Source organism: Paraburkholderia sp., from assembly GCF_035656215.1.
Classification (GTDB): Bacteria; Pseudomonadota; Gammaproteobacteria; order Burkholderiales; family Burkholderiaceae; genus Paraburkholderia.
Genome location: NZ_DASRSY010000337.1, coordinates 1 through 17,298, shown reverse-complemented (window position 1 = coordinate 17,298; position 17,298 = coordinate 1). Strand labels below are relative to the sequence as shown.

The window sequence follows — 17,298 nt, the reverse complement described above, 5'->3', positions numbered from 1 at the left end:
GAAAGGCCAACGCCACAGGCAACCAGACGAACAAGCGCCGCGCAGGCAAACAAATCAGGGAATGGCGAACGCCACAGGTCAACAGACAAACAAGCGCCGACTAGGCAAACAGATCAAGGAAAGCCCAACGCCATAGGCCATCAGACAAGACGCGCGGAACAGGCCAAAACCTAACCCTTAATTCCGACTAGCAATAGCCCGTCGCTCACTATCAGAGCCAGACGAAGAAGACTCCGCCGTCTGCGAAGACTGAGCCCCCCATACAACGGAGTTATCCACCGCATACAACCGGCAAGGCGCCGAACTCTGCTTCTGGCAATTCGCAATAGCGACCGACATCGGATTGTCGCCGCCTTCCGCCCACGACCAAGCCCCCGTATCCGACACAGCAAAAGCCCGGCTAGGGTACTGATGCAGGAAGTTGCGATATCCATTGCGGCCCGCTTCGTCGACAAACGGGACAGAGTTGACTGCATCGACAGCAGCAAACCCGCTCGCCTTCGGCGCTGAAGGATCATCGACCCGATATTGAACGCCAGTAGGCATACCCGCTTGAGCGAGAAACGCCTCGACCGCAGGCCACCACACATGCACGCCATCGCGATCGCCCACGAGCCGATGTGCGTCATTCTTGTAGTTGCCGAAATCCACCATCTTCGCGCTCGCACCGTGCGCGGCATACGCGGCATACATGCCGGCCACCAGCGGCGCGGTCCATACCGAATCGTTATCGCCATACAACCACAGTGATGGCACCTTCGTTTTTTCGCCATACGCGCCGAATGCGTGCGTCAGGTTGCCCTGCCAGTCAGCACATGCGTCCTGCCGCAAACCACCCGAGAAATTGATCAAGGCCCGCACGCCCGGTGCAGCCTCAGGACCATAAGCTATCGTCGCAAGGCCACCGTGCGAGGTACCGGCCACCACAATGTGCGTCGCATCCACGTACGGCTGCTTCGACATGAAATCGATCGTCGCGGCCACGTCGCCGGCTTGACCGACGCCGTTGCGTTCGACGTCGCAGCCGTCCTGCTGATAAGTGCCGTCCGAATGGCCGAAGCCCTGACGGTTCGGCGCCACCACCACGTAGCCGCGGCGCACGAATTCGCGCGCGAACGGCAGTGGGTCGCTGCGCTCCTGCGTGCGCGGGTCGCCGGGAATCTTGCCGTGGTTGAAAACGATCATCGGAAACGGGCCTGCGCCGTCCGGTTTGTAAATCGTCGTTTCGAGCGTGACCGTGCCGGCAGCGTTGACCGGTACGCGGATGATCTGTTCGTTGAGGCCCGCAGTGGGCAGATAGACGTCGTCGTCGAGCGCGATGCGCGGCACGTGTGCACGGGTGAGCGGCCCCGTCTGGGTGTCGGCGAGGGGGTCGGCATGCGCGAGTGCGACAGCGCAGATCGCCGTTGCACACATCACCGCACCCTTCGTCAGAACCTTGCTGAACACCATTGACGCACCTGCCTCAAAAACCTGCCCTGAACACCGTGATGTTTTGTCTGTCGAATGTCATCGCTAACAATTGCCTTTCATTAGCGTTTTCGACAAACAAAAACACACTCGCGTACGAAGTGCGCCAAGCGCACGCACGCTAATCGAGATCGCACGGGATAAACCCAAATGGCCGACGCGACCCCACGCGCCGATGATGAGCGCCACAGACGCTGCCCGGCACCGCCGTCGACCCCTGACTGATGGGCTCGGCTGGGCGCCTGCGCATTTTGCGGAATCGGTATGGACCTGTTCTCGCAACGTGACGTCACAAACCTACGGCCTCATCCTGGCACGACAATTTTGTTTTGTGCAATCAAGGAGAACCCGCGACGAAAAAATTGCCGCATGTGGATCGAGGCACCTTCGCCTGCCGGGCGGCTGCAAAGCGCCGATCTCGCGGTGCCTGGCTGCACGAAGCAATTCGTCGCATCGTGCGGGCTGTGGTGTCGAGCCAACACGAAAAAAAGCCCTCGTTTGAGGGCCATATGTGATCACGCTGGGAGTTACGTAGTTGAGTTGTGTAAGGCTTTGGAAGGTGCGGCTTATTCGCGCACGTCGCCGTCGACATAGCGCCAGCATCGGTCTTCGCCACGTACGAAGCGACTCAGTTCGTGTAGCCGGTGGGCGCGGCCGCCTATCTTGTATCGTGCGACGAATTCGACCGTTGCATGATCGGCGTTGGTTTCGGCGAAGGTCTTGATCTGCAGTCCGAGCCAACGCGGCGCGTCGGGGGCGGCAGGGTCGGTGTCGAGATCCGTGGGGCAGGTGTGCGGTGCCCAGGTCGCGCGCAAATAATCCGTTGCGCCCACAACATATGCGCTGTAACGCGAGCGCATCAGTTCGAGCGCGCGCGGTGCCGCTTCGCCGCCATCAATATAGCGGCCACAACATTGCGCGAAGCGCGGCGGTTTGGCGCCGCTGCGCTGATCGGGCGCGGCGCCGCCGCAGGGACAGTCGGACGGTCGTTGCGTTGACAACAATGGCTTATTCATCAGGCTTTCAGGCAAGACCGCGCGCGATCAAAATTTTCTGGATGTCGCTGGTGCCTTCGTAGATCTGGCACACGCGCACATCGCGGTAGATGCGTTCGACGGGGAAGTCGCTCAGATAGCCGTAGCCGCCATGAATCTGCAAGGCTGCCGAGCAGATACGCTCCGCGGCTTCGGAAGCGAACAGCTTGGCCATGGCCGCTTCGGTCAGGCACGGCTGGCCGGCATCTTTTAGCGATGCGGCGTGCCAGATCAACTGACGCGCGGCTCCGAGTTGGGTCGCCATATCGGCGAGACGGAATTGCACGGCCTGGTGCGAAAACAGCGGCTGGCCGAAGCTCTCGCGCTCTTTCGCATAGCCCAATGCCGCCTCGAACGCGGCGCGCGCCATGCCGACGCTCTGCGCCGCGATACCGATGCGTCCGCCTTCGAGCCCCGATAGCGCAATCCGATAGCCTTCGCCTTCCGCGCCGATCAGGTTCGCGGCCGGCACACGGCAATCCTCGAAAATAATCTGTGCCGTGTCCGACGAATGCTGACCGAGCTTTTCTTCGACACGCGCAACGACGTAGCCCTTCGTATCGGTAGGCACGATAAACGCGCTGATGCCGCGCTTGCCCGCCGCCTTGTCGGTCACGGCCATGACGATCGCGACGTTGCCGTTCTTGCCACTCGTGATGAACTGTTTGACGCCGTTCAACACGTAGCCGTCGCCATCGCGTGTCGCGGTGGTGCGCAGCGCGGAGGCGTCCGAGCCCGCTTGCGGTTCAGTCAGACAAAACGCACCGAGCATCTCGCCGCGCGCGAGCGGCGTGAGCCAGTCGCGTTTCTGCGCGTCGTTGCCATAGGTCAGCAGGATGCTGCATACCGGGCAGTTGTTGACCGAAATCGCGGTCGAGGTGCCGCCGTCGCCCGCAGCAATTTCTTCGAGGATCAACGCGAGCGCCAGCGCATCCATGCCGGCGCCGCCGTACGCTTCGGGCACCAGCACGCCATACGCGCCGAGTTCGGCGAGCTGGCGATGCACGTCCTTCGGAAAGATGCGCTCACGGTCCCATTGCGCTGCGTGCGGGGTGACCGCTTCGCGGACGAACGTACGCACCGCATCGCGGATCATCTGGTGATCCTGATCAAGCACCATGGCTTGGTCTCCTCGTTAATCTCTCCACGTGTCTCTTTACCAGTCGAGCGCCGTGCCGTCGTATTGATAGAAGCGTCCGTTGAACGCTTCGGGTGCCGCCGCTGCCTGCGCGAGCACGTCACGCATGCCGGTGACGCTACGCGCCGGATCGATCGCCGCTTGCGCGCCACCCATGTCGGTGCGCACCCAGCCGGGGTGCAGTGAAATACACGTGGCGCGTGTTGTTTCGAGCGAGGCGATCTTCAGCGCGTCGTTCAGCGCCGCCTTACTCGCCCGATACAGCCAGCCGGTCGTGCCGCTTGCATCGCCGATGCTGCCCATCTTGCTTGAAATTACCGCGAACACACCGCCGGCCTCTTCGACGAGCGGCAGCAGGATCGGGATCAGCTGCATCGGGCCGCGCACGTTGGTATGCATGACCTGGTCGAAATCGTCGGCGGTGATCGTCTCGAGGCCTTCCGTGCGCGGGCCGTACACGCCCGACACCAGCACTGCCGCGTCGAGCCGTTCGCCGTCGAGCTTCCAGCCGAGCGCGGCAATTTCCTCGGGCACGGTGACGTCGAGTGAAAAGGTCTCCGCGCCGAGCGCCTTTAACGCGTCGAGTGCAGCGCCGTCGCGCGCGGTGGCGAGCACGCGCCAGCCGCTCTTCCTGTACTGCCGCACAAACTCCTGACCGATGCCGCGCGATGCACCGACGATCAACACTGTCTTCATCGAATCACCTCAAGCCCTCGAACGCCTGGAAACAGCGTGTTAAACCAGTTCAATGCCCATCGCGGTCGCTTCGCCGCCGCCGATGCACAGCGTCGCAACGCCACGCTTCAGACCGCGCTTTTTCAACGCGCCGATCAGCGTGACGAGAATCCGCGCGCCCGACGCGCCGATCGGATGACCGAGTGCGCAGGCGCCCCCGTTCACGTTCACCTTGTCGTGCGGCAGATGATGCTCCTTCATCGCGGCCATCGTGACCACCGCGAACGCCTCGTTGACCTCATACAGATCCACTTCGTCGGCGCGCCAGCCGTTCTTCTCGAACAACTTGCGAATCGCACCGACCGGCGCGGTGGTGAACTTCGCCGGTTCTTGCGCGAAGGTGGCGTGGCCAACCACGCGAGCAAGCGGCTCGACGCCGAGACGCTTCGCGGTCGATTCGCGCATCATCACGAGCGCTGCGGCACCATCGGAAATCGACGACGAGTTCGCCGCCGTGACCGTGCCGGTTTTACTGAACGCTGGCTTGAGTGTCGGGATCTTGTCGAGGTTCGCTTTGAACGGCTGCTCGTCGTGATCGATGGTCACGTCGCCCTTGCGGCTTTCCACCTTCACCGGCGCGATTTCCCATGCAAACGAGCCGTCTTCATTCGCGCGCTTTGCACGATTCAGGGACTCGATGGCGAACGCGTCCTGCGCTTCGCGCGTGAAGTCGAACGACGCCGCGCATTCCTCCGCGAAGGTGCCCATCAGGCGGCCTTTTTCGTAGGCGTCTTCGAGACCGTCGTAGAACATGTGGTCGATCACCTGGCCGTGGCCCATACGCATGCCGTTACGCGCCTTCGGCAAAAGGTACGGTGCGTTGGTCATGCTCTCCATGCCACCGGCGACGATCACGTCGACCGAGCCCGCGGCCAGCATGTCATGCGCGAACATTGCCGCGCGCATGCCGGAGCCGCACATCTTGTTGACGGTCGTGCTGCCGGTGCTCAACGGCAAGCCGGCGCCGAGCGCGGCCTGACGCGCCGGTGCCTGGCCGAGACCGGCGGGCAACACGCAACCCATCACCACCTCGTCGATCTGCTCAGGCTTCAGGCCGGCGCGTTGCACCGCGGCTTCGATTGCGACCGAGCCCAACTGCGGCGCGGTTAGCGTTGCGAAATCGCCCTGAAATGCCGCCATCGGCGTGCGGGCTACACCTACGATTACGATTGGATCAGACTTTGTCTCGCTCATGTTTGTCTCACTCGTGTTTAAGCTCTTTGATCACACCTTCGACGATGGCCGGCACATCGCCGAGCTGGGCCGCGTCGGCGGCCGCTGCATCGTTGTCTTCCTGGTACGCACCGCCGGCCGATACGGCCGTGATGCAGCGCTTGTAGGTTGCATCGAGTGCCGCGGGGTCGTTGATTGTCATGCCGAGGTCGCGCACCTTGCCGTCATGGACGCCATACACCCAGCCATGAACCGTGAGTTCCTGGCCGCGTGCCCATGCGTCGTTGATGATGGTGGTCCGGCATACGTTCATGACCTGCTCGATCGCATTCAGCTCGACCAGGCGACGATGGCGCGCCTCGCCAAGCGGCCACTCTTCGATCAACGCGGCGTGCTTGGTGCGCACGTCCTGCACGTGATGCAGCCAGTTATCCGCCAGACCCACGCGACGGCCGTGCAGCGCCGCGCCGACGCCCGAGCAGCCGTAGTGGCCCACCACCATGATGTGCTTGACCTTGAGCAGATCGACGGCGAACTGGATCACCGACAGGCAGTTCAGATCCGTATGCACCACCACGTTGGCGATATTTCTGTGCACGAACACTTCGCCCGGCGGCAGGCCGATGATCTGATTGGCCGGCACGCGCGAATCGGAACAGCCGATCCACAGATATTCGGGCGTCTGCTGGTGCGCGAGACGCGAGAAGTACTCCGGATCTTCGGACAGCTTGCGGGCCACCCACGCGTCGTTGTTGTCGAACAGATGGGCCAGCGGATGGGTAGCGGGAGAAGCGTTCATGGTCATGGTGAGTCTGGGCGGTTGCTCGACCGATTGACCGGTCGATGTCGTTACATAAGGTTCGTACGATGCATTCAACAATGCGGGCGGCGCGGGATGCGCATGAGGTTTAAGCCGCGCGCACGGTGCGCTCGTCTGCCTGGCTCTCCGAGATGCCGGACGCCGCATCGGCGAATCGTTCCGGATAGCGGATGCAGAAGCGCACGCTGCTGTCGTACGGGAAAAAGTCGGGTAGTTCGCCTTTCAATAAATGATCCTTGTGCCGTTGCCACAGCGCTGGATCGAAGAAGTCCGCGTGATGCTGCATGAAGGACCGGCGCACGCGTGGGTCGCCGAGCAAAAACGTGCCGTATGTCTCCGGGAAAATGTCGTGCGGGCCGACCGAGTACCAAGGCTCGCCCGACATTTCATCTTCCTCGTTACGTGGCGCCGGCACGGCGCGCACGTTGCATTCCGTCAGGTATTCGATTTCATCGTAGTCGTAGAACACGACGCGGCCATGACGCGTCACGCCGAAGTTCTTGTACAGCATGTCGCCAGGGAAGATGTTCGCCTGCATCAGTTCCTTGATCGCGTTGCCGTATTCCTTGATGCCGTGATCGACGTCGGCGTCGCTGCCGTTTTGCAGGAACAGATTGAGCGGCACCATCCGGCGTTCGATATACATGTGGCGAATCACCAGGTTGTCGCCGTCGTATTCGATCAACGACGGCACTTCCTTTTCGAGTTCGCGCACCAGCGCTTCATCGAGCCGCGAAACCGGCAGTGCGACGCTCGAATATTCGAGCGTATCGGCCATGCGGCCCAACCGGTCATGCCGTTTGACGAGCTGATACTTTCCCTTGATCTGCTCGCGCGTGGTTTCCTTCGGCGGTGGAAAATGATCTTTGATCAGCTTGAATACATACGGAAACGACGGCAACGTGAACACCAGCATCACGAGTCCCTTAATGCCGGGCGCGATGATGAAGTGATCGCTGGAGTGCTTCAGGTGGTGCAGCAGATCGCGATAGAACAGATTCTTGCCCTGTTTCTGCAAACCCACCGAGGTATAAATTTCCGCCTTCGGTTTGCCCTGCATGATCGTGCCAAGAAATTCGACGTAAGCGGACGGCACTTCCATGTCCACCAGGAAATACGAATGCGAAAAGCTGAAGATGATCTGCAACTGATCGCGTTTGAGCAGTACCGTATCAAGCGCCAGCACGCCCGGCTTCAAATGACGCAGCGGCACAGCGAACGGCAATAGCAAGTCGCCGTTAATGATTCGTCCGACGATATATGCCGCCTTGTTTCGATAGAACAGCGACGAGAGGACGTGAATCTGGAAGTTGGGCGCTTCGTCGAACACGCCGAACGCATCGAGGATCGCCTGCATCACACACCCGACATCGCGCTTCAGATCCTCGAACGGTGGCTCCAGCTGGAAGTTGGTAACGACGCGCTCGAGCGTCGCGGCAAGACCGTCCTTGCCGGGGTAATACGCACGATAGGTCGGCTTCGCGGCGGGTTCGTCGTTCTCGATGTATTCGGTCGAGATCGCCGGGCGCACGAAAATGAAGTCGTTGTTGAAATACGAACGGTGCAGGATCTTGCAGCACACTGAGTTGAAGAACGTCTCCGCGCACTCGGGCTGGCGGTGCGTGGTCAGGAGGCCGATGTAGTGCAGCTTGATCTGCTGCCACACTTCGTCGTCGATATTCTCGGCGTCGTATTCGTCTTCAAGCAGTTCGACGCATTCCTCGACGCGATCGTCGTACGAGGTAATGCGCTCGCGCGCCAGCGTTTGCAGGCCGTGCCAATCGCCAGCTTCGAAGAGCGTTTTGGCATGGATCGCAGCGTCGCGGAAGATCCGGTAGTGCCGATCGAATCCTTCGAGCATCGTCTGAGCGACGTCAAAGCCGATCTGCGACGACAACAGTTTGGGGAAGTGATTCATGTCGACCGTGCATTCGTCCCATGTCGTGAAGACACCCGCGATTGTATCGTCCGGGTGGGCCCGCGACGCATCGCGCCGCTCGACTCATGCCTTGGCGTCTCTTGGAAGTTGCCAGGCGTTAGCCGACTTTCAGACTATCTCCGCTCAATGCCTCAGTTTGGCATGTCTTAATCGACACAACTTTCTGCAAAAATATTTGCGCGAGCTCCGCTTAGGCGGACTTGGTCTCGCGTACGCCGCTCTCCAGCAGCGCGCGCGCCTGGGTTTCGTATTGCGCAAGGTCCTCGAGCGTCGCGTTCAGGTCTTCCAGTTGACGTTCCAGCACCTCGCGATGGCGCGTCACCGTGGCAAGGAAGGCGTGCAATTGCGGCACGGTGTCGGTCGGCGACTCGTAGACATCGAGCAGATCGCGGATTTCCGACAGCGTGAAGCCGAGCCGCTTGCCGCGCAGCGTGAGCTTCAGGCGGGTTCGGTCGCGGCCTGAATAGACGCGCCGCAAGCCACTCGAACCCTCGCGGCTGGGTGAGAGTAAACCCTGGTCTTCGTAGAAGCGGATCGCCCGCGGCGTGACGTCGAATTCCCGCGCGAGCTCGGTGATCGTGTATTGCGTGTTCATCGGGGCATCCCGTGACCGGGCAGAAAATCGGATTGAACGATAGAATCGACGTTTACGTTATCGTCAACTTGATCGAAACGCAACTACGGCGCAATACGGCACCGCGCAGTACGGCACCGCGCAGTACGGCACCGGTTTGTCACGACCGGGCCGCAACCACGCCGTGCGGCATCGCATACCTCGCCATGCCGGACGGCCGACGGAGGAAGACACCCACAATGAATGCACTCGAACATCAACTCGACTACCCCTTCACCGACACGCTGCCCGAAGCGGGCCACGCGATGGAAGTCGCGCCCGGCGTGTTCTGGCTGCGCATGCCGCTGCCGTTCGCGCTCGACCACATCAACCTGTGGCTGCTACGCGATGAAATCGACGGTCAGCAAGGCTGGACGGTAGTCGACTGCGGCATTGCATCGGACACGATCAAGGAGAACTGGGAGAAAGTGTTCGACTCCGTGCTCGACGGCCTGCCGGTGCTGCGCGTGATCGTCACGCATTGCCATCCGGACCACATCGGCCTCGCGCACTGGATCTGCAACGGCGGCGACAAGAAGCGCTGGGACGTGCGGTTGTGGATGACGCTCGGCGAATACATGCAGGCACGCGTGATGGCGGCCGGCGACGGTTCGAACGCGGGCGGGGAGGCCGCGGCGCAGCACTTTGCGCGCCATGGTTTGAACGACGAGGCATCGCTCGACAAGCTGCGTAATCGTACGAGCTACTACGCGAGCCTCGTGCCGGCGATTCCTGGTCAATACCGCCGCCTGCGCGAAGCTGATGGCGTGAAGATCGGCGGCAGGACATGGCGCGTGGTGACCGGCTACGGTCATTCGCCCGAACACTGCGCGTTGCATTGCGAAGAGACGGGCACGCTGATCTCCGGCGACATGGTGCTGCCGCGCATTTCGACCAATGTCTCGGTGTTCGGCATGGAGCCGGAAGGCACGCCGCTCGCACTGTATCTGGAGTCGCTCGGCCGCTACGAGACGATGCCCGAAGACACGCTCGTGCTGCCGTCGCATGGCAAGCCGTTTCGCGGCGTGCACACGCGTATCAAGCAACTGCGTGAGCATCATGACGCGCGTCTGGCCGAAGTGCGCGAGGCGTGTGCTGAGAAGCCGCAGAGCGCCGCGGATATTGTGCCGCTGATGTTCAAGCGCCAGCTCGACATCCATCAGATGACGTTCGCGCTCGGCGAAGCGTTGGCGCATTTGCATCTGCTGTGGCTCGCCGGCGAGTTGAAGCGCACGCAGGATGCGGATGGGGTGATCCGGTTCTCGGCCTGATCGCTGCGATAGGTTGATACGTCGATAAAAAAGCCCGATTGCTTTTCGCAACCGGGCTTTTTCTTTAAACGGCGTGGCAGATGCTTACTGCACCGCCACCGTCCCAAAGTTCTGCCGTCCGAACGGACTCACGTGATAGCCGCTCACGTTCGTACGCGTGATGGCCGCTGCGGTCGGGTAACCCAGCGGAATCCACAGCGCCTGATCGTGAATAATCTGCTGCGCCTGTTCATACGCCTTCGCGCGTTTGGCCTGATCCGGCGTCGCTTTGCCGTCGGCGATCAGCTTGTCCAGATCCTGATCGCAGAAGCGCGCGAAATTGATCCCCGACTTCACGGCGTTGCAGCTGAAGAGCGGCGACAGATAGTTGTCCGGATCGCCGTTGTCGCCGGCCCAGCCCATGAACAGCGTGTCATGCTGGCCTTGTTTGGCCTGCTTGATCAGCTCGCCCCATTCGATCACCTTCACCTCCGCCTTCACGCCGATCTTGGCGAAGTCGGCTTGCAGCAGTTCGGCGCCGGCTTTCGGGTTCGGATTCAGCACGCTGCCGTTCGGACGCACCCAGATCGTCGTTTCGAAGCCGTTCGGATAGCCCGCTTCCGCGAGCAGCTTCTTTGCCTTCGCCGGATCGTACGGCCACGACTTCACGGCCTTGTCGTAGCTCCACGTGTTCGGCGGATACGGATTGACGGCCGGCGTCGCAGTGTTGTCGAAGATCGCCTTCAAATACGTGGTGCGGTCGAATGCCATGTTCAGTGCGGCGCGCACCTTCTGGTTATCGAGCGGCTTCTTCTGCGTATTCAGGGCAACGAACGCGGTCATGAACGCGGGCGTCTGCACAATGGCGAGCGACTTGTCGCCTTTCGCTTCGGCGAGATCCTGCGGCTTCGGCGACAGCGCGATCTGGCATTCGCCGGCCTTCACCTTTTGCGCGCGCACTGTGGCGTCTGGCGTGATCGCGTAGATCAGGCGGTCGATCTTCGGCTTCGCGCCCCAGTACGCCGGGTTCACGTCGTAGCGGATCACCGCGTCTTTGGTGTAGCTCTTCAATTCGAACGGACCCGTGCCGATCGGTTTCGAGTTCAGATCGACCTGCTTGCCGGCCTTGAGCAACTGGTCGGCGTATTCAGCCGAATAGATCGAGGCGAAACCCATCGTCAGGATCGACACGAAGGTCGCGTCCGGTGCGTTCAGTTCGAACTTGACGGTGTTGTCGTCGACCTTGCTGATCGACTTGATGAGCTTCGGCAGGCCCATCGATTGCGCATGCGGGAAGCCGCTCGCGCCCGCCACCTTGTGCCACGGATTGCTGTCGTTGAGCATGCGGTCGAACGTGAAGACGACGTCGTCGGCATTCAGCGCGCGGGTGGGCTTGAAGTAGTCGGTGGTCTGGAACTGCACGTTCGGGCGCAGATGGAACGTGTAGGTGAGGCCGTCGGCGCTCACGTCCCACTTGTCGGCCAGCGAGGGCACGATTTTCTTGGCGGCCTCGTCGTACGAGACCAGCGAATTGAAGATCACATCGGCAGACGCATTGGTCGTGACGAGCGAATTGAACTGCACGACATCGAAGCCATCGGGGCTCGACTCGGTACAGACGGTCAGCGGTTTGGCGAGCACGAGCGCGGGCGCCGTGAACAGTACGGCGGCTGCGAGCAGTTTGAAGCGCATAGGATCTCCCATAACAAGCGCAGTCAGGCAGTGCGTCTGGTTGTGTGGTTGTATTCCGTTGACGAAGGACGGGGAACAGGCCGTCCGATATTCGGGGGCAGCGTGACCGTCATCTTTATTGTGATACGTTTCCGGCGCTGGCGCATGGTCTGGATGTTGCGCTATCCGCACGTCCTTGCACGTCCTCGCCTTCGCGAAAGCTTATCGAAGGGTGGTTGTGGCGACAACAATTTAATCCGCATATCCATATGGACAGCGTGAGTCGGTGTGCTGTGGCACGGCTTCGCGCGGTGGCCAGGCTACGCTTCACGCCGCGTGTGGCAGTGATGCGGCGCATGCGCGCGGCAGGCGGCGCCACCCGGTGGCCTTGGCTCTGCGCGGGCGCTCATGGCGCGGCCGCGCGCTCGAGCAGATAACCGATGCCGTCGATAGCGCGCACGCCGTACCACGACACTAACTCTCCGTCGATCAACTCGACGCGTTTGCCGGCCAGACGCGGATCGCGTTTCAGCGCGTCGCAATGGGCCTGAGTGAAGCGATACGGCTCGCTTGAGAGGAATATGCGATCGACGCCGGCAAGCCATGGCGCGTGGTCGAAGTCGAGCGTGGGATAGCGTGCCGCGCCTGCCGCTCCGCCTTTTACGTCAGGCAACGTTTGCCAGTTCACGAGCCTCAGCATCGCGGCGATATAGGTATCGCGTGCGACCGTCATCCATGGTTCGCGCCAGATCAGATACAGCACGTTTTGCGTAGGAAACACGCGCGTGGCGGCCTCGTGCAGACGCGCTTCGAGCGCCTCGCTCAGGCGCTGCGCTTCTTGTGCACGGTCGAAGATCGTGCCCAGCAGCGCGTACAGCGAGAGATTGTCCTGCGGCGTCTGCGGATGGGTGACGACGATATGCGGCACGAACGCGCGCAATTGTTCGACGGTGTCGCGCTCGTTTTCATCGATATTGACGATCAAATGGGTGGGCCGCAACGCGCGAATTGCGTCGACATTGACCGCCTTGGTGCCCCCGACCTTGCGTACCTGCCGCACCTTGTCGTGTGGATGCACGCAAAAACCGGTGCGCCCGACGATTTGCCTGTCGAGCCCCAGAGCGAACAGCAATTCGGTGATGCTCGGCACCAGCGAGACGATGCGGGTAGGGGTGTCCGACGCATGGGCGCCCCGCGTAGCGACGCCCGCCATTTTGTGTGCGACGCCGGCTGCATCGACCGCACGTGGCTGCATGATTTATTCGACGACGGCGCGGGGCTTGCGCGGCGCGCGTTCGAAGGCGCGGTCATAGAGCCAGCGCGGCAGCACGTGCAGCAGCATCGTCGCGATACGCATCTGCCACGGGAACACGGCGAAGGCCGTCTGCCGCTCGACCGCCCCGGCGACCTTCACCGCGAAGCGGTCGGCGTCCATCAGGAACGGCATGCTGTACGGGTTGTGCTCCGTCATTGGCGTGCGGATATAGCCGGGCGCGATGGTGACTACGCCGACGCCCAGCGGCCGCATCTCGACGCGCAACGCTTCCAGATACTTGAGCGCGGCTGACTTCGACGCGCTATACGCGCCCGATCCCGGTAAGCCACGCACGCCGGCGACGCTGGCGATCCCGACCAGCGTGCCTTTCTTCGCGGCGACCATCGCGGCGGCGAACGGCTCGAAGGTGGCGACCATGCCGAAGTAGTTGATGTCCATCACTTCGCGGAACGTGCGCAGATCGCCGTGCCCGGTGAGCGCGCCGCGGCTGATGCCGGCATTGGCGATTACTACGTCCGGCACACCGTGCTGCGCGATGAACTGCGCGGCTGCTTCGGCGAGCGCCTCGGCGTCGCGGACGTCGACGGAATAGGTAGAGATGGAATTCTGCGGATGGGACTGCTGGAAGGCGGCGAGGGCGTCGCCGCGGCGAGCAACGAGGCCGAGAATCGCGCCGCGCCGTGCATATTCGGCGGCGAGCGCGAGGCCGATGCCACTTGAGGCGCCGGTAATGAAAACCTTCAGGGGTGAACTCATTCCGGCGCCTCGGCTTTACATCTTCTTGGCGCGGACCTGGGCGACCAGGTAGTCCAGCACCTGGATCGTGCCAGGCAGGCTGTTGGTCGCAGCCGGACCGGTTTCATACTTGCCCTGCACGGCTATCGTCGGCACACCGTCGATCTTGTAGTCGTCGAGCAGCTTCTTATCCTTCTGCAACGCGCTTTGCGTCGAGAACGAGTTGTACGCGTCCATGTACTTCTTCGGATCGACGCCGTTCTTCGCGAGGAATTTGGTTTGGTCTTCCGGCGTCAGCAGGTAGTTCTTGTTGACGTGGATTTCATTGAAGACCTTCGGTGTGAGCTGTTGCTGGAGGCCCAACGCGTCGAGCGCGTGGAACATTTTCGAATGCGGAATGAAGTCGTCGCGGAAGGCAACCGGCACGCGCTTGAACACGACGTCAGGACCCTGCTTCTTCACCCAAGCCTCGAGGTACGGGTCGAATTCATTGCAGTGCGGGCAGCCGTACCAGAAGAATTCGATGACTTCGATCTTGCCAGCGGGCACGTCCGTAGGTTGCGGCGTGGACAGCACGGTGTAGTCCTTGCCGGACACCGGCGCGGCCGGCGATGCATGCGCCGTGGCGGCAACGAGGCCCAGCGAAAGGAACAGAATGCTCAGCAGTTTTTTCATGTTTTGTTGACCCAGGTAGGCAGTAAAGCGGTGGCGCCACGCAAATGCCCGTCACCCTTTTCAATGTCGGCGTTAGACGTTCTAGTCGTCCGTTGTGCTTGTCGGTTGTGCCTGTGACTCGCGCCGCACGCCGATAGTTCGGCGGCGGCGCGTTCCGGCAAATCACCGTTTGTTTATTGTTTGCTTATTGCTTCGTAAAGCGGATCACGGCTGTATCCACGCCCGCGTCGGACAGACGCTGACGGCTCGAATTCATGTCCTCGAACTTCGAGAATGGTCCGATACGCACGCGATAGTAGGTCACACCGCCCGCGTCGCGCTGCGTGACCTTCGATTCGAAGCCCTGGAAGGCGAGGCGCGCGCGCTGCTGCTCAGCATCGGCCGAGGTCTTGTAGGCGCCCACTTGCAGGAAGTAGCCCGTGTTCGCGTCACCCGGCGCCACGCCCGAACCCGGCTTGGCGTTGGCCGCCGTGCTGGACGACGTGCTCTTCGGTGCCGAGCTTGCCGCCGTGGTGGCCGGTGCGCTGGCGCCTTGCGGCTTCTTCGCCGGTGCGGTGGCCGTGCCGTTGCCGTTATCCTGCGCGGGCTTCGGTGCGACTGCCGTGCCGTTCGCATTGCCGCTCGACGGCGGCACTTCGACGATTTGCGGCTCTTCCAGCATGCCCGACTGGGTCTGCGAGTTGGTCTGACCCGGTGCGGTGTTCGGCGGCGCCGGTTGCGCGGCTTGCGGCACCGGCTGACCCGGCGTCTTGCCTTGCAGCGGACGGTTCGGGTCGTATTGCTGCGCCTGACTCGCGCCGGTGTCAGGCGTAGCGGGCGGCGCGACCTTCGAGACGAACGGCGTGGGCGCGCGGGTGATATACAGCGCCACCACTACCGCGATCGCGAGACCGACGATCAGGCCCAGCACGATGCCGAGAAAAGTCCCCCCGGTTTGTTTCGATTGCGATTGCTTTGTTGTGCGGCGTGGTTTTGCCATCGTATGAATCACCTGCAAAAAGAATCCTGGAACGGCCGTCGATTATAACGACGGCCGCGTGCATGTTGCGCCGGAGGACTTACATCTTGACGGGAGCGGAGACGCCGATCGTCGCGAGACCGTTGGCCAACACTTGACGCGTGGCCGCAAGCAGCGCGACGCGTACATTGCGCTCGACTGCGTCGTCGACCAGCACGCGTTCGGCTCTGTCATTGTAGAACGAGTGGAATTCCCCGGCGAGGTCGCGCAGATAGAACGCGACCGCGTGCGGCGCGAGTTCGTCGGCGGCGTGCTCCAGCATGTCCGGGAACTCGGCGAGCTTGTTCAGCAAGGCCATGGCGCGTTCGCTGGTGAGCGGCGACACGTCCATCTGCGCCAGCGTGCTCTCGTCCGTGCTGTAGCGCGCCTTGCATTCGGCGATGACCGAGCAGATCCGTGCATGCGCATACTGCACGTAATGCACCGGATTTTCGTCGTTTTGTTTCAACGCCAGGTCGATGTCGAACACGAATTCCGTATCCGCCTTCCGCGAAATCAGGAAGAAGCGCACGGCGTCGCGGCCGCGGCGAATCGTCTCTTCGTCGATCAGATCGACGGCAGCTTCCGAGCCCGGCGTGGCGCCGCCCGACCATTCGATCAGGTCGCGCACCGTCACATAGCTGCCTGCACGCTTGGAGATCTTCACCTCTTCGCCGTTGCGCATCACCGTGACCATCTTGTGAAGGATGTAGTCGGGATAGCCCTTCGGGATACCGACGCCGAGACCTTGCAGGCCGGCGCGCACCCGCGCGATCGTGCCGTGGTGGTCCGAGCCCTGAATGTTGATGACCTTGGTGAAGCCGCGTTCCCACTTGGCGACGTGATAGGCGACGTCCGGCACGAAGTACGTGTAGGTGCCGTCGGTCTTGCGCATCACGCGGTCTTTGTCGTCGCCGTCGTCGGTGGTGCGCAGCCACAGCGCGCCTTCCTGTTCATAGGTCTTGCCGGCGGCGATCAGCGCCTCGACAGTCTTCTCGACCCGGCCTTCCTTGTACAGCGACGACTCAAGGTAGTACTGGTCGAACTTCACGCCGAAGGCCTGCAAGTCCATGTCCTGCTCGCGGCGCAGATACGCCACGGCAAAACGGCGGATCGCATCGAGATCTTCGACGTCGCCCGCGCCGGTGACGGGCTCGCCGTCGCTCGCCGCAACCGTGGCGCCGCCCAGATAGTCTTTGGCGATGTCGGCGATGTACTCGCCGTTGTACGCCGAGGCCGGCCAGCCTTCGTCGCCCGGGGCGATGCCGCGGGCACGGGCCTGGGTCGACACGGCGAGCGTGTGAATCTGCACGCCGGCGTCGTTGTAATAGAACTCGCGATGCACGTCCCAGCCTTGCGAGGCCAGCACGTTCGAGAGCGCGTCGCCGAGCGCGGCCTGGCGGCCGTGGCCGACGTGCAGCGGGCCGGTCGGGTTGGCCGAGACGAATTCGATCAGCACATGCTTGCCGGCGTCGCGCTGCGAACGGCCGAAGGCGTTCTTTTCAGCGAATACGGCGGCGATCACCGCCTGCTTGGCGGCGGCCGCGAGGCGCAGGTTGATGAAGCCGGGGCCGGCTACTTCGGCGGCATCCACGAGACCCTTGGCCTGCGGCTGCGCGAGCAGCGCGTCGACGATCTGTTGTGCCAGCTGGCGCGGGTTGGCGCGCAAGGGCTTGGCGAGTTGCATCGCCACATTGCACGCGACGTCGCCGTGCGCGGCGACTTTGGGGCGCTCCAGCGTGATCGTGGGCGAGACGAAGGCGGCTTCGCTC

At 62.2% G+C, this 17,298-nt stretch carries 15 protein-coding genes; 1 reads left to right on the top strand and 14 read right to left on the bottom strand.

Annotated elements, in window-relative coordinates:
• Positions 1-177: 177 nt before the first annotated feature.
• The 8 genes from VFE81_RS19640 to VFE81_RS19605 form a co-directional block, all read right to left on the bottom strand.
• Positions 178-1,452: a dienelactone hydrolase family protein gene (locus VFE81_RS19640; RefSeq protein WP_325046188.1), complete on the bottom strand. Its 1,275-nt coding sequence runs from the start codon at positions 1,450-1,452 to the stop codon at positions 178-180.
• A 584-nt stretch (positions 1,453-2,036) separates the two neighbouring features.
• Complete coding sequence (locus VFE81_RS19635) at positions 2,037-2,486, bottom strand: YchJ family protein (protein WP_325046187.1); 450 nt, start codon at positions 2,484-2,486, stop codon at positions 2,037-2,039.
• A gap of 7 nt (positions 2,487-2,493) precedes the next feature.
• Positions 2,494-3,624, bottom strand: coding sequence for an acyl-CoA dehydrogenase family protein (locus VFE81_RS19630; RefSeq protein WP_325046186.1), 1,131 nt, complete (start codon positions 3,622-3,624; stop codon positions 2,494-2,496).
• 36 nt (positions 3,625-3,660) lie between these two features.
• The gene (locus tag VFE81_RS19625; protein ID WP_325046185.1) at positions 3,661-4,338 is read right to left on the bottom strand and encodes an SDR family oxidoreductase; all 678 of its coding nucleotides are present in this window, start codon (positions 4,336-4,338) and stop codon (positions 3,661-3,663) included.
• Between the two features lie 39 nt (positions 4,339-4,377).
• Positions 4,378-5,571: an acetyl-CoA C-acetyltransferase gene (locus VFE81_RS19620; protein WP_325046184.1), complete on the bottom strand. Its 1,194-nt coding sequence runs from the start codon at positions 5,569-5,571 to the stop codon at positions 4,378-4,380.
• A 7-nt stretch (positions 5,572-5,578) separates the two neighbouring features.
• Positions 5,579-6,355: a carbonate dehydratase gene (can, locus tag VFE81_RS19615; protein WP_325046183.1), complete on the bottom strand. Its 777-nt coding sequence runs from the start codon at positions 6,353-6,355 to the stop codon at positions 5,579-5,581.
• Between the two features lie 103 nt (positions 6,356-6,458).
• A complete protein-coding gene (aceK, locus tag VFE81_RS19610; protein ID WP_325046182.1) occupies positions 6,459-8,288 on the bottom strand; it encodes a bifunctional isocitrate dehydrogenase kinase/phosphatase in 1,830 nt (609 codons plus the stop codon).
• 211 nt (positions 8,289-8,499) lie between these two features.
• Positions 8,500-8,904 (bottom strand): MerR family DNA-binding transcriptional regulator, encoded by a 405-nt coding sequence (locus VFE81_RS19605; RefSeq protein WP_325046181.1) that lies wholly within the window; start codon positions 8,902-8,904, stop codon positions 8,500-8,502.
• 218 nt (positions 8,905-9,122) lie between these two features.
• On the opposite strand from VFE81_RS19605, the gene VFE81_RS19600 reads away from it, so the two are divergent.
• Complete coding sequence (locus tag VFE81_RS19600) at positions 9,123-10,193, top strand: MBL fold metallo-hydrolase (protein WP_325046180.1); 1,071 nt, start codon at positions 9,123-9,125, stop codon at positions 10,191-10,193.
• Between the two features lie 84 nt (positions 10,194-10,277).
• Here VFE81_RS19600 and VFE81_RS19595 read toward each other — a convergent pair whose 3' ends face one another.
• The 6 genes from VFE81_RS19595 to argS all read right to left on the bottom strand — a co-directional run.
• Entirely contained in the window at positions 10,278-11,864 is a 1,587-nt protein-coding gene (locus tag VFE81_RS19595; protein WP_325046179.1) for an ABC transporter substrate-binding protein, read from the bottom strand.
• A 385-nt stretch (positions 11,865-12,249) separates the two neighbouring features.
• A complete protein-coding gene (locus VFE81_RS19590) occupies positions 12,250-13,098 on the bottom strand; it encodes a cobalamin-binding protein (protein WP_325046178.1) in 849 nt (282 codons plus the stop codon).
• A gap of 3 nt (positions 13,099-13,101) precedes the next feature.
• The gene (locus VFE81_RS19585; protein WP_325046177.1) at positions 13,102-13,875 is read right to left on the bottom strand and encodes an SDR family oxidoreductase; all 774 of its coding nucleotides are present in this window, start codon (positions 13,873-13,875) and stop codon (positions 13,102-13,104) included.
• Between the two features lie 15 nt (positions 13,876-13,890).
• Complete coding sequence (locus VFE81_RS19580) at positions 13,891-14,529, bottom strand: thiol:disulfide interchange protein DsbA/DsbL (RefSeq protein WP_325046176.1); 639 nt, start codon at positions 14,527-14,529, stop codon at positions 13,891-13,893.
• A gap of 184 nt (positions 14,530-14,713) precedes the next feature.
• Positions 14,714-15,526 (bottom strand): SPOR domain-containing protein, encoded by an 813-nt coding sequence (locus VFE81_RS19575; protein ID WP_325046175.1) that lies wholly within the window; start codon positions 15,524-15,526, stop codon positions 14,714-14,716.
• A 61-nt stretch (positions 15,527-15,587) separates the two neighbouring features.
• The coding region (argS, locus tag VFE81_RS19570; RefSeq protein WP_325046174.1) for an arginine--tRNA ligase at positions 15,588-17,298 on the bottom strand (1,711 nt) is incomplete at its 5' end.

What these genes read in the sequence shown, in the direction of transcription:
- can (WP_325046183.1), bottom strand. Translation starts at nt 6,355, where the DNA reads ATGACCATGAACGCTTCTCCCGCTACCCATCCGCTGGCCCATCTGTTC.
- VFE81_RS19605 (WP_325046181.1), bottom strand. Translation starts at nt 8,904, where the DNA reads ATGAACACGCAATACACGATCACCGAGCTCGCGCGGGAATTCGACGTC.
- VFE81_RS19595 (WP_325046179.1), bottom strand. Translation starts at nt 11,864, where the DNA reads ATGCGCTTCAAACTGCTCGCAGCCGCCGTACTGTTCACGGCGCCCGCG.
- VFE81_RS19640 (WP_325046188.1), bottom strand. Translation starts at nt 1,452, where the DNA reads ATGGTGTTCAGCAAGGTTCTGACGAAGGGTGCGGTGATGTGTGCAACG.
- VFE81_RS19630 (WP_325046186.1), bottom strand. Translation starts at nt 3,624, where the DNA reads ATGGTGCTTGATCAGGATCACCAGATGATCCGCGATGCGGTGCGTACG.
- VFE81_RS19580 (WP_325046176.1), bottom strand. Translation starts at nt 14,529, where the DNA reads ATGAAAAAACTGCTGAGCATTCTGTTCCTTTCGCTGGGCCTCGTTGCC.
- VFE81_RS19625 (WP_325046185.1), bottom strand. Translation starts at nt 4,338, where the DNA reads ATGAAGACAGTGTTGATCGTCGGTGCATCGCGCGGCATCGGTCAGGAG.
- VFE81_RS19620 (WP_325046184.1), bottom strand. Translation starts at nt 5,571, where the DNA reads ATGAGCGAGACAAAGTCTGATCCAATCGTAATCGTAGGTGTAGCCCGC.
- VFE81_RS19635 (WP_325046187.1), bottom strand. Translation starts at nt 2,486, where the DNA reads ATGAATAAGCCATTGTTGTCAACGCAACGACCGTCCGACTGTCCCTGC.
- aceK (WP_325046182.1), bottom strand. Translation starts at nt 8,288, where the DNA reads ATGAATCACTTCCCCAAACTGTTGTCGTCGCAGATCGGCTTTGACGTC.
- VFE81_RS19585 (WP_325046177.1), bottom strand. Translation starts at nt 13,875, where the DNA reads ATGAGTTCACCCCTGAAGGTTTTCATTACCGGCGCCTCAAGTGGCATC.
- VFE81_RS19600 (WP_325046180.1), top strand. Translation starts at nt 9,123, where the DNA reads ATGAATGCACTCGAACATCAACTCGACTACCCCTTCACCGACACGCTG.
- VFE81_RS19590 (WP_325046178.1), bottom strand. Translation starts at nt 13,098, where the DNA reads ATGCAGCCACGTGCGGTCGATGCAGCCGGCGTCGCACACAAAATGGCG.